Annotated in this window: 11 protein-coding genes; 4 read left to right on the top strand and 7 right to left on the bottom strand. The window is 64.8% G+C overall.

Features of this window, described 5'->3' with window-relative positions; translation table 11 throughout:
- Positions 1–4: 4 nt before the first annotated feature.
- The 7 genes from aceF to JNO50_RS01260 all read right to left on the bottom strand — a co-directional run bounded on the left by aceF (position 5) and on the right by JNO50_RS01260 (position 8,964).
- Positions 5–1,618 carry a dihydrolipoyllysine-residue acetyltransferase gene (gene aceF, locus JNO50_RS01290; RefSeq protein ID WP_189533682.1) on the bottom strand — a complete coding sequence of 538 codons (1,614 nt, stop codon included), beginning with the start codon at positions 1,616–1,618 and terminating at the stop codon, positions 5–7.
- Between the two features lie 16 nt (positions 1,619–1,634).
- On the bottom strand, positions 1,635–4,298 hold the full coding sequence (gene aceE, locus JNO50_RS01285) for a pyruvate dehydrogenase (acetyl-transferring), homodimeric type (protein WP_189533684.1): 2,664 nt from the start codon (positions 4,296–4,298) through the stop codon (positions 1,635–1,637).
- A gap of 302 nt (positions 4,299–4,600) precedes the next feature.
- Entirely contained in the window at positions 4,601–6,037 is a 1,437-nt protein-coding gene (locus JNO50_RS01280) for a M48 family metalloprotease (RefSeq protein ID WP_189533686.1), read from the bottom strand.
- A gap of 54 nt (positions 6,038–6,091) precedes the next feature.
- Positions 6,092–7,801 (bottom strand): SulP family inorganic anion transporter, encoded by a 1,710-nt coding sequence (locus tag JNO50_RS01275; RefSeq protein WP_244976378.1) that lies wholly within the window; start codon positions 7,799–7,801, stop codon positions 6,092–6,094.
- Positions 7,792–8,217 (bottom strand): DUF6691 family protein, encoded by a 426-nt coding sequence (locus JNO50_RS01270; protein WP_229804640.1) that lies wholly within the window; start codon positions 8,215–8,217, stop codon positions 7,792–7,794. The genes JNO50_RS01275 and JNO50_RS01270 overlap by 10 nt, the downstream gene beginning before the upstream one ends.
- The gene (locus tag JNO50_RS01265; RefSeq protein ID WP_189533688.1) at positions 8,214–8,648 is read right to left on the bottom strand and encodes a YeeE/YedE family protein; all 435 of its coding nucleotides are present in this window, start codon (positions 8,646–8,648) and stop codon (positions 8,214–8,216) included. The genes JNO50_RS01270 and JNO50_RS01265 overlap by 4 nt, the downstream gene beginning before the upstream one ends.
- Positions 8,632–8,964: an ArsR/SmtB family transcription factor gene (locus JNO50_RS01260; protein WP_189533690.1), complete on the bottom strand. Its 333-nt coding sequence runs from the start codon at positions 8,962–8,964 to the stop codon at positions 8,632–8,634. The genes JNO50_RS01265 and JNO50_RS01260 overlap by 17 nt, the downstream gene beginning before the upstream one ends.
- A gap of 87 nt (positions 8,965–9,051) precedes the next feature.
- On the opposite strand from JNO50_RS01260, the gene JNO50_RS01255 reads away from it, so the two are divergent.
- The 4 genes from JNO50_RS01255 (at position 9,052) to nadD (ending at position 12,245) form a co-directional block, all read left to right on the top strand.
- Complete coding sequence (locus tag JNO50_RS01255) at positions 9,052–9,912, top strand: MBL fold metallo-hydrolase (protein WP_189533691.1); 861 nt, start codon at positions 9,052–9,054, stop codon at positions 9,910–9,912.
- A gap of 33 nt (positions 9,913–9,945) precedes the next feature.
- Positions 9,946–10,938 carry a DUF2804 domain-containing protein gene (locus JNO50_RS01250; protein WP_229804646.1) on the top strand — a complete coding sequence of 331 codons (993 nt, stop codon included), beginning with the start codon at positions 9,946–9,948 and terminating at the stop codon, positions 10,936–10,938.
- Between the two features lie 90 nt (positions 10,939–11,028).
- Complete coding sequence (locus JNO50_RS01245) at positions 11,029–11,607, top strand: beta-class carbonic anhydrase (protein ID WP_189533695.1); 579 nt, start codon at positions 11,029–11,031, stop codon at positions 11,605–11,607.
- A complete protein-coding gene (gene nadD, locus JNO50_RS01240) occupies positions 11,604–12,245 on the top strand; it encodes a nicotinate-nucleotide adenylyltransferase (RefSeq protein WP_189533697.1) in 642 nt (213 codons plus the stop codon). The genes JNO50_RS01245 and nadD overlap by 4 nt, the downstream gene beginning before the upstream one ends.
- Positions 12,246–12,316: the final 71 nt, after the last annotated feature.

Raw genomic sequence — 12,316 nt, 5'->3', positions numbered from 1 at the left:
CCTGTCACAGCATCAGACGGCGGATATCGGCCAGCACCTGGGCAAGATAGCTCGTGAAGCGCGCGGCGGAAGCGCCGTCGATGACGCGATGGTCATAGGACAGCGACAGCGGCAGCATCAAGCGCGGAGCGAACTCCTTGCCGTTCCATACCGGCTTGATGGCCGAGCGGGACACGCCCAGGATCGCCACTTCCGGCGCATTGATGATCGGCGTGAACGCCGTGCCGCCGATACCGCCAAGGCTGGAGATACTGAAGCAGCCCCCCTGCATGTCGTTGGGAGTCAGCTTGCCGTCGCGGGCCTTTTTCGCCAGCGCCGAGCTTTCCTGAGCGATTTCCGACAGGGTTTTCTTGTCGGCGTCGCGAATCACCGGCACCACGAGACCGTTCGGCGTGTCGGCGGCGAAGCCGATGTGGAAATACTGTTTGAGCACCAGATTGTCGCCATCCAGGCTCGCATTGAATTCCGGGAATTTCTTCAACGCCGCGACCGACGCCTTGATCAGGAAGGCCAGCGGCGTCAGTTTCACGCCCTCGGCTTTGAGCTCTTCGCCCATGGCCTTGCGGAACGCTTCCATCTCGGTGATGTCGGCTTCGTCGAACTGCGTCACATGGGGAATCATCACCCAGTTGCGCGACAGGTTCGCGCCGGAGATCTTCTTGATGCGCGACAGCGGCGCCGTCTCCACCGGACCGAATTTCGCGAAATCGACTTTCGGCCACGGCAAGAGATCGAGGCCGGAGCCGTTGGACGGGGCAGCCGAGGCCGCCGGAGCGGCCGCGACGCCGCTCATCAGCGACTTCACGTAGGCTTTCACGTCGGATTCGACAATCCGCCCCTTGCGGCCGGTGCCGGCCACGCGGGAAAGGTCGACGCCCAGCTCGCGCGCGAGGCGCCGTACCGACGGCCCGGCGTGGGCGCGGGCGAAGGACGCCTCGTCGACGCTGGTCGACGCGGCGGACGGAGCGGCCGGCTCGGCCCGGGCCGGGGCGGGAGCCGGGGTGGCCTGAGCGGGCGCCGGCGCGGGACTTGCCGGAGCCACAGCTGAGGAGGCCGAGCCCTCGACCACCACGATCAGATCGCCCTGGCCGACCTTGTCGCCAACCTTGATCGCGACCGATTTGACCACGCCCGCCAGCGTCGCCGGCACATCCATGGTCGCCTTGTCGGTCTCGAGCGTCACCAGCGTGTCGTCCACGGCGATGGTATCGCCAGGCTTCACGGCCACTTCGATCACGTCCACACCGCTATGGCCGCCGATATCCGGGATACGGATTTCGGCGGGGGCGCCGCTCGTCGCGGGCGCGGCGGCGGGCGCCGTGGAGGGGGCGGAGGCCTGAGCCGGCGCCGGGCTTGGCGCTTCGGCGCTTGCCGGGTCCGACACCTCGATCAGGGCGATCACGCCGCCTTCGCTGATTTTGTCGCCGACCTTGACGCGAACCTCCTTGACCACCCCGGCGTGGCTCGCCGGAACATCCATGGTGGCCTTGTCGGTTTCCAGGGTGATGAGGGAATCGTCCACCGCCACCGTCTGACCCGGCAGGATGAACACCTCGATCACATCGACATTGCTGTGTCCGCCGATATCCGGCACGTTCAGTTCAATCAGATTGCTCATAGTGTAGGTTCCCCGCTCATGCCTTCCAGGACGGCAGCTTGGCCGTGTCGATGCCATAGCGCTTGATGGCCTCGGCAACGCGCGCCGCTTCGATCCGACCCTCGCGCGCCAGCGCCGACAGGGCGGCCACGGCGACATAATGACGGTCGACTTCGAAGAACTGACGCAGATTGCCGCGGGAATCGGAACGTCCGAAACCGTCGGTGCCGAGTACGACGTACTGGCCCGGCACGTATTCGCGGACCTGGTCGGCATAGTTGCGGATATAGTCGGTCGCCGCGATCACCGGTCCCTTGCGGTCGGCCAGTTGCGCGGTCACGTAGGGCACCTGCGGCGCCTCCAGCGGATTGAGCATGTTCCAGCGCGAGGCCTCCATGCCGTCGCGGCGCAGCAGGTTGAACGAGGTCGCGCTCCAGATGTCGGCGGAGACGCCGAAATCGTTGCGCAGCAGGTCCGCTGCGGCGATCACTTCGCGCAGAATGGTGCCCGAGCCCATCAACTGCACCTTCACTTCGGCGTCGCCACCGTCGCGCAGCAGGTACATGCCCTTGAGGATGCCCTCTTCCGCGCCGGCCGGCATGGCCGGATGCGCGTAGTTTTCGTTCATCAGGGTGATGTAGTAGAACACGTCCTCCTGGTTCACGTACATGCGGGACAGTCCGTCCTGAAGAATCACCGCCAGCTCGTAAGCATAGGTCGGGTCGTAACTGATGCAGTTGGGAATCAGGCCGGCCTGGATGTGGCTGTGGCCATCCTCGTGCTGCAACCCTTCACCATTCAGCGTGGTGCGGCCCGCCGTGCCACCCAGCATGAAACCGCGCGCGCGCATGTCGCCCGCGGCCCAGGCCAGGTCGCCGATGCGCTGGAAGCCGAACATCGAATAGTAGATGTAGAACGGAATCATCGGGATGCCATTATTGGCATAGCTTGTCGCCGCCGCGATCCACGACGACATGGCGCCCGGTTCGTTGATGCCTTCCTGCAGCATCTGGCCGTCGCGCGACTCCTTGTAGAACATCAGCTGGTCATGATCCTGCGGCACGTAGTTCTGACCCATCGACGACCAGATGCCGTACTGACGGAACATGCCTTCCATGCCGAACGTCCGGGACTCGTCAGGCACGATCGGCACGATCTGGCGCGCGATGTTCTTGTCCTTGAGCAAGGTGCCGAGCATGCGCACGAAGGCCATGGTCGTGGAGAACTCGCGCTCGCCCGAATCCTTGAGCTGGGCGTCGAACACATGCAGCCCCGGAATCGCCAGCGGCGCCTGCACCGGACGGCGCGCCGGCAGGTAGCCGCCGAGGGCCTTGCGGCGTTCGCGCATGTAAACCATCTCGGGACTGTCTTCGGCCGGTTTGTAGTACGGCACCTCGGCCAGCTTGTCATCCGGGATGGGGATGCCGAACCGGTCACGGAATCGACGGATCGACTCCAGATCCATTTTCTTGGCCTGGTGGGCGATGTTCTGCGCCTCGCCGGACGTTCCCATGCCATAGCCCTTGATGGTCTTGGCGAGGATCACGGTCGGGCGGCCGCGGGCGTTGTTCACCGCTTCGTGGTAGGCCGCGAAGACCTTGTGCGGATCATGGCCGCCGCGATTGAGATTCCAGATCTCGTCGTCGGACATGTTGGCGACCATCTCGCGCAGCTCCGGATACTTGCCGAAGAAGTGCTCCCGGACATATCCGCCATTCTTGGACTTGAAGGTCTGGTAATCGCCATCCACGCATTCGTCCATGCGCTTTTTCAGCAGGCCCTTGTTGTCCATCGCCAGCAGCGGATCCCAGCGGCTGCCCCAGATCACCTTGAGCACGTTCCAGCCGGAACCGCGGAAGTCTCCCTCCAGCTCCTGGATGATCTTGCCGTTGCCGCGCACCGGGCCATCCAGGCGTTGCAGGTTGCAGTTCACCACGAAGATCAGGTTGTCGAGTCCCTCGCGGGCCGCCAGGCTGATCGCGCCCAGGGACTCGGGCTCGTCCATCTCGCCGTCGCCGCAGAAGCACCATACCCTGCGGCCGGGAGTCCGGGCGAGACCGCGGCTTTCCAGATATTTCAGGAACCGCGCCTGGTAGATGGCCATCAAGGGGCCAAGGCCCATCGAGACGGTCGGGAACTGCCAGAAGTCCGGCATCAGCCACGGATGGGGATAGGACGACAGCCCCTTGCCGTCGACTTCCTGACGGAAATTATCCAATTGCTCTTCGGAGAGACGGCCTTCGATGTAGGCGCGGGCATACACGCCCGGCGCGCAGTGACCCTGGAAATACACCAGATCGCCATCCTGCTCGTCGTTGGGCGCGCGCCAGAAGTGGTTGAAGCCGACATCGTAGAGCGTGGCCGCCGACTGGAAGCTGGCGATGTGACCGCCAAGCTCGAGCTCTTTCTTGCCGGCGCGCAGCACCATGGCCATGGCGTTCCAGCGGTTGATCGAGCGAATGCGGTGTTCCATTTCGAAGTCGCCGGACGATTTTTTCTCGCGCCCGACGGGGATGGTGTTCTGGTAGGCCGTGGTCGCATCGAAAGGCAGGTGCGCGCCGCGGCTGCGGGTGCGCTCGACCAGCTTCTCCAGCAGGTAGTGGGCGCGCTCCGGCCCCTCGGTCAAGAGCACCGATTCGAGGGCCTCCAGCCATTCATTCGTTTCCAGCGGGTCGATATCGTCCGGGAAGGTTGCAGCCATATCTCATCCTCACATCTTGGTTTCATGGGCGCGGGAGAGGAGCGATCCCCTATCGTTATGCGTCATTCGGGATCGAATTTGAATCCGCGCCAGCAATCAGGATTATAAACGAACAAAAAACTAATAAAAATGTTCGGTTGCGAACAACGAACCGGGTTGCCTGCAGTGTAAAACGCCGCCAGTTCGAAAAGGAATAGGACTCTGGGCTATTTACTCGAAATCAGGCCGGCCGCGCCGCTTATTGCATCGCACCATGTTGTTTTTTTGCCAGCGCGGCATGCCAATTTGGAACGTTTGTATGACTATTTCGCTTTGTTCTTTTCATCTTTGAGCATTTTTTCCAACTCGCGAGTGCGCGCCTCGATCGAGGAGCGCAGGTAGAAGTCCTCGCCCGGCGCCTTGGCCGCCAAGTGGTACTGCTCGAGCGCCGCTTCGAAACGGCGATCGAAATAGTAGGCGTTCCCCAGTGCGGCGTGATAGCGCAGGGCGTCCTTCTCGGAATAAAGACGGGCTTGCAGCCGGTAAAGTTCGGAATCCGCCGGGAAACGGTCGAGCCGGGTCCGCACCTTGGCCAGCGCGGTGACCCGGTCGCCCGTGTCGATCAGCGCGGCGAGTTCTCCCTGCATCAGGGCGGGATTGTCGGGGAACGCGGCCAGCCCTTGCCGGTACGCGACAAGCGCGGCGGACAGCTTGCCGGACTCCCGGTCGATATCGGCCTCCAGGGTGAAGAGCATCGGGTCGGGCGGCAGCAGCCGTCTCGCCTCGGAAAGCGCCTGGCGCGCACCGGCCGTGTCGTGTCCGGCAAGACGCGCGCGCGCCATGCCATACCAGACCGCGCCTTCGCTGAGGAACAAGCGCCGTTGCAACGCGGCCTCGTAATACTTGATCGCGTCCTGTCCTTCCATGTTGCCAAGGCGAAGCTTCTCGCGCACCAGCAGGTAGTCGGTGCTGTCCGGCTTCATTTTCACCGGATAGCCCTCGGCGCGGTTCTGCGCTTCGCTGATCCGCTCGCCGGTGACCGGGTGCGTGCGCAAGAAAGCGTAGGCGTTATTGTCGTTGAACCGGTTCACCTGCTGCATGCGCTCGAAAAACTGCGGCATGTTGCGCACGTCGAAGCCGCCCGCCGACAAGTACTGCATGCCCACCCGGTCCGCCTCGCGCTCGAAATCGCGCGAAAACGCGAGCTGATTCGACATGGCCAGCCCCATGCCGGCGTTCACCGCGCCGGCTGCGGCCTGCCCGCCCCCGGCGCGCGACGCCAGCACGGCGGCGGCGATGGTCGCGAGCATGATCAGCTGGTTGGGAAAATTCGCCGCTTGCGCGCGGGCGATATGCCGCTGGGTGACGTGGGCCATTTCGTGCCCGATCACCGAGGCGAGCTCTCCCTCGCTTTGCGAGGTCAGGATCAGTCCCGCGTTGACCCCGATATACCCGCCAGGCATCGCGAACGCGTTGATCCCGTAATCGTTGACGCCAAAGAACGTGAAATGCAGGTTGGGGATTTTGGCGCCGGACGCCATCCTGCCGCCGATCGCCTGCAAATAGGTATTGATCTCGGTGTCGTCGATAATGGCCCCCTCTTCCCGCAACGCCCGCATCGCATCGCGGCCGATCCGGGCCTCGTCGGCCAGGGTCAGGGAGGTATCGGAAATCTCGCCCAGATCCGGCAAATCCGCGTACAGGGCGATCGGTTGCATCAGGGTGGCGCCAGCCAGCAGCGCGACAAGTAGTTTTTTCATGCGGCTCGCAAACAGGGCAAAAACGGCGGAGAACCGGGGTCGCCGCTTTCGCGCTCAAATCTGAAAATCGGCCGGCATCGACAAGAACCGCCAGGCCGCGTGGGCGGACAGGAATATCCTGCCCGAGAAGCCCGCCAGCAGTCCACCCCGTTCGAGAACGTCGCCGACAGGCCCCTTCACTTCGGCAAGATACAACGTCACGCCGCGTTCCGCCAAGGCGCCGTCCAGATCGGACAGCATGGCGAGCGCCGAAGCGTCGACCCGGTTGACCCCGCTCATCACCAGAACCAGAAACCGGATACCCCCGTCGCCTCCGGCCCGTTCGAGTATGCGCTCCCGCACCACGCGCTGGTTTCCGAAATACAGACTTTCATCGACGCGCAGCATCCGCACGCCCGGCAGGCGCTCGACATCGTAGCGCAGCACATTGCGGAAATGTTCGGTACCCGGCACGCGGCCCACCTCGGCCATGTGCGGCTGGCGGCTGCGCCACAGCCAGCTGGCCAACGACACCACCACGCCGGCGATGATACCGGCGTCGACTCCGAGCAGCAGCACCAGGCCGAATGTCGCCGCCCAGGCGGCGGCATCGGCCCGGTCGGTACGCCAGGCGCGGACCAACGGAGCGAATGTCAGCATGCCCGACACCGAGACGATGATGGTGGCCGCCAGCGCGGGCAGTGGCAGCCACGCGAGCGCACGGCCGGCGAACAGCATGACCGACAGCATCAGCGCCGCGGTCATCAGCGAAGCGAGCTGGGTCTGCGCGCCGGCCGATTCGTTGACGACCGAGCGGGTCAGTCCGCCCGTCACCGGGAACGCGCCGAACGCCCCGGCGCCCAGATTGCACAGCCCAATCGCGAGCAGTTCGCGATCCGGATCCACCGTATCGCCGCGGCGTTGCGCCAGCCATTGTGCGACAGACAGACTCTGCACATAGTTCACGATCGCGATGAAAAAGGCGGGAACGACCAGGTCCGGCACGCGCCCCAGCACGGACCACGGCAACGCCAGCTCAGGGACTCCGGACGGCACCTCGCCGACCCGTGGCAAACCGGGCAGCAGGTAACGGCAGACGGCCATCCCGGCAAGAATGACCAGGCAGGGGACCGCCCGGCCGGCCGCCTGGGCCATGCGTTCGCTCACGCCGGCCGACAGCAGCGACGGCGCGACGACACGCCGCAATCCGGCGAACAGGGCCAGCGAGACCAGACCGAAACCGGCCGCGGCCGGATCCAGCGCCCCCCGGACTCGCCAAAGATGGGCCAGAAGCGAGGGCAAGGCGGTGCCACCGCCGGGCAGCCCGGCCAGCGCGGCCAGTTGGGACACGATGATCAACCCCGCCGAGGCGGCCAGAAACGCCGCCATCACCGGCCCGGACACCAGATCCGCCAAAAAACCGAATCGCAGCATGCCCATCAGGACGAGCATCGCGCCCGACAGCAGCGCCAGCAACGCGGCGAGCGCCACATAGTCGGCGCCATGGGGAGTGGCGAACTTCGAGAGTGTGGCCAGCACCATCAGCGAGGTGACGGCCATCGGCCCGACGGACTGGGCATGGCTTTTTCCGGTGAAGGGATAAATGACGAGCGGCACGACACTGGCCGTCAGGCCAATCCCGGCGGGCAACCCCGCCACGGCGGCATAGGCGAGGCTCTGGGGAACCAGCAAGAGGGTAACGACAACGGCCGCCGTGACATCGCCCCACCACCAGTGCCGCCGGTATCCGGTCATCCACCGGGGCAGCCATCCGCTCAGCGGCATCGCGCGTCGTACAGGGAAAACAGTTTCATGCCGGCGAGCATGGACAGGGTGAACACCAGCGCATCGGCCGACCCCGATCCCAGGCGCACCAGCGCCGGCCCCGGACACACTCCGGCCAGGGCCCAGCCCGCCCCGAACAGGAGGCTGCCGACGACAAGCGGCCGGGTAATGTCACGGCGCGCCGGCAAGCGCAGAGGTTCGCCCAGCAGGCTGGCGCGGCGGGAAGCCAGAAAACGGAACGGCAGGAACGCGGCCAGAATGGCGCCACCCATCACGAAGGCCAGACTGGGGTTCCAGGCCCCCGCCAGATCCAGAAATCCGCGCACTTTGGCAGGATCGGCCATCCCGGATACGATCAGCCCCAGTCCGAACAGCAGCCCGGCAAGACCGGCGGTCAGTGTTGTCAACCATTTCACAGCAGGTGCTCCACAATGAAAGTCGTGGCGAAACCCGATGCCATGAAACAGAGCACCGCGACCAGGGAACGCGGGCTGAGCCGCGCAAGACCGCACACGCCGTGTCCGCTGGTGCATCCGGACGCCATGCGGGTGCCAAAGCCGACCAGCACGCCCGCCAGGATCAGCACGGCAAAAGAGCCGCCCCTGTCGGGCGGCAACGCCAGACCGGCCGGCAAAACCAGGGGGGAAAGCCACGGCGCGGCGACAAGCCCCGCCACGAAAGCGAGCCGCCAGCCCCAGTCGCCGGCGCGATCGGCAAGACCACCGAGAATACCGCTGATTCCGGCGATCCGGCCGTTCAGCGCCGCCAGGAGCGCGGCGGCCGCGCCGATCGCCAAGCCTCCGGCAAAGGCGAGCCAGGGCTGGAAGTGTTCAAGATCGAGACTCATTGAGATCCATTTCTCCGAAGGTCTCCCGACAGAAAAGACCGTGAAGCGTCTCCAGCATGGTCATGACCTGCGGATTGCCGATGCTGTAGTAGATCCACTTGCCTTCCCGACGGGTGCTGACCAGGTTTTCGTTGCGCAACACGCCCAGCTGCTGTGACAGCGTCGGTTGCCGGATGCCGGTCAGCCGTTCCAGTTCCGAGACGGTTTTTTCCCCGTCCACCAGCTGACACAGCAGCAGGAGCCGGTCCTCGTTGGCCAGGCTCTTCAACAGGGCACACGCCCGCGAGGCGTTTTCTCTCACAACGTTCAGATCCATGGTGTACCTTCTGTACGGAATGATCGTGCCTTGCGATCATTATATTTAATTGTATACTGATTGCAACCCATTTGCAGGAGACCGCTCATGCAGGCCCGCATTCAGTCGTTTTTCGATCCCGTCACCCACACGTTCAGTCACATCGTCTTTGACGAGCCGGGAGGGTCGGCCGCCATCATCGATCCCGTTCTGGATTACTGCCCGGCCAGCGGACGCATCCGTCACGATAGCGCCGAACGGCTCGCCGCCTTCATCGGCCAGGAGCGGCTCCATGTCGAATGGCTGCTCGAAACCCATGTGCACGCCGATCACCTGAGCGCGGGCGCCTGGCTCAAGCAGCGCGTGGGCGGGCGACTCGGCATCGGCGCGCGCGTTGTCGAAGTGATCCGCATTTTCAACCGTGTCTATAACACGGCAGGGGAAATCCCGGAAGACGGCAGCCAGTTCGACCACCTGTTCCGAGACGGCGAAACCTTCCCGATCGGCGCCCTTGCCGCGACAGCCCTGTCGGTGCCGGGCCACACGCCCGCCGACATGGCGTTCCGGACCGGTAACGATGTCTTTATCGGCGACACGCTATTCTCTCCCGAGAGCGGTTCGGCCCGCTGCGATTTTCCCGGCGGCGATGCCGCGATCCTGTACCAATCGGCCAGACGACTGTTGTCCCTAGGCGACACCGTCCGGCTGCATCTATGCCACGACTATCCGGCGAACGGCGCGGAGCCGGTACCCTGCCATTTCGCCGGAGAACAGAGGGCGCACAACATACACCTGAATGACGCCATCGGCGAGCGGGAATTTGTCGCGTTGCGCGAAACCCGCGATGGCCAACTCGGGGTGCCGGCATTGATGATTCCGTCCATACAGGTGAACCTGAGGGGCGGCGCGCTGCCCCGCCCGGAAAATAACGGAGTGCGCTACCTGAAGATTCCGCTGGATTTGCTTTAGACTTGTCATTCCAAATGCATCAGGAGAATGGCGATGACCACCCAGCCATTGCCCCCCGCGCCGTCAACCCTGTTCGGCGCCACGGGTACGCCGGCATTCGGCATGTACGAAGGCATCATTCCCTCCCTTGACTGGGGACCGCTGGCCTTGCCGTCGGCGCGGCGCCTGACCCGCAGGCTGCATCACAAGCGCTGGCAGTACGCGGCCGTCTCCCATGACGCGTTCTTTCTCGGCATGGCCGTGGTCGACGCCGGCTGGACCAGCGCGGCCTTCGCTTATCTGTTCGATTACGCGAGCGGAGCCGTCGCCGCCTCGCTGTCCCTTGACGGCATACCGTTCATGCCCGTCCGCATCGATAAGGCGTCGTTCGGCGATGCCCGCTTCGAACGCGCGAAACGCGTCATCGCCATGCAACGACGCGGCAGCATGCTGGAACTGGTGATCCGCTCGGAAGCGCTCCGGCTGGACGCGGCGATCGAACTTGCCGGCATGCCGCCGGTTCTCGCCAGCATCGCGCCGGCCAACTGGGCCGCCCACGCCACCCTGAAAACCGGCGCCTTGCCGGCCCAGGGAACCGTGACGGCGGGCGATCGCCAGTGGCGATTCGACAAGGCGTCAGCGAGCCTTGACCGCTCGGACGGGCTACTCGCCCGCACGACGGCGTGGCGCTGGGCCAGCGCCCATCGGCCTGGACTCGGCTTCAACCTGCAGGAAGGCTATATGGGCGATGCCGAAAACGCGCTGTGGCTCGACAACCGTCTCTACCGCCTGGCGGCGGCGACATTCGGTTTCGACGCCGGCGATCCGCTCGCGCCATGGACGGTACGCACTGCGGACGGGTTGCTCGACCTGGTCTTCGAGCCGTGCGGCGCCCGCCATGAAAACCGCGACTTTTTCGTGGCGGCGAGCCGCTATGTGCAACCGGTCGGGCATTTTCACGGAACCGTCCGCGACCCGCTCAGCGGGCGGACGCTGTCCGTGGACCGGCTCGCCGGCGTCACCGAAGATCATGAAGCACGGTGGTAAAATACCGACTCCCCGGGTGAACGCCGCGGCCAGAAGTGGTACCATGTCGCCCCGCCTGGAGCAATTCATCTATTTTGGAGGTTGGACCGAATGAGCTTGCTCAACAGTCTCTTGGAGTACAACCGTGGCTTCGTCGAACGTAAAGAATACGAAGCCCTCAAGACCGACAAATTCCCCGACAAGAACCTGGCCGTGCTCGCCTGCATGGATGCGCGCCTTGTCGAACTGCTGCCCAAGGCGATGGGCCTGAAGAACGGCGACGCCAAGCTGATCAAGAACGCCGGCGCTTTGGTCACCCATCAATGGGGTTCGGTCATGCGCAGTCTCGTGGTGGCGGTGTACGCCCTGCGGGCGGAGGAAATCTGCGTCGTCGCCCATCGCGATTGCGGCATGAACGCCATCGACCCCCATGCGATCCTCGAGGCGGCCCGGGAGCGCGGTATCAGCGAGGAAACCATCGTCACGCTGCGCTCGGCCGGCATCGACCTGGACAACTGGCTGAAAGGCTTCGCCAATGTCGAGGAAAGCGTGCGCCATACGGTCAGCATGATCCGCCAGCACCCGCTGATTCCCCGGGACATCCCGGTACACGGCCTGGTGATCGACCCGGGCACCGGATCCCTGGATCTGGTGGTCGATGGCTATCCCGGCCTCGACGAGGCGCCGTGACGCTCCCCGCCGTCGGGTTGTTCGGAGGCACGTTCGATCCCTTCCACCATGCGCATCTGCGCATGGCTCGCGCCTTTCGCGACGAAATCGGCCTGGAACGCCTGTTGCTCGTGCCCGCCGGAGAGCCCTACCATCGCGCCCCGCCCGAACCGGCCAGCGCCTGGGACCGGCTCGCCATGACCCGCCTGGCGGTCCGCGACGAACCGGCCATGGAGGCCGACGACCGCGAGATCCGGCGCGACGCGCCATCCTACACGGTCGACACGCTCGCCGAATTGCGCGGGGAAATCGGCCCCCGGACGCCACTCTGGTTTCTCATCGGAGGCGACTCCCTGGCGAACCTTCCCGGCTGGAAGGACTGGGAGCGGCTGTTCCGGCTGGCGAATCTGGCCGTCGCCTTGCGGCCGGGCTTCCACCCCGACACACTCCCGCCCGAGGTCGCCCGCCACTGGCACGAGCGGCAAGTGGCTGATTTCTCAAATCAGCGCGCCTCAGGTACAATCCGCCCCCTGAGGCTGCCCCCTGTCGATCTGTCCGCAACCCGGATCCGGGAGGCCATCTCTCGCGGCGAAGACGTCTCTGCGCTGGTGCCCGCGCCGGTTCTCCGCTATATCGGAGAACACAGGCTATACCGTTAACAGAAACGACCCTGCTACTACGCCACACGAACCCCCGGTCGCCGCCCCGCAGCGCGGCGCCCCCATCTGGA

The organism is Paludibacterium paludis (assembly GCF_018802605.1).
GTDB classification, from domain to species: Bacteria; Pseudomonadota; Gammaproteobacteria; order Burkholderiales; family Chromobacteriaceae; genus Paludibacterium; species Paludibacterium paludis.
The sequence above is the reverse complement of the archived record's forward strand: the minus strand, read 5'-3'. Positions and strand labels throughout refer to the sequence as shown.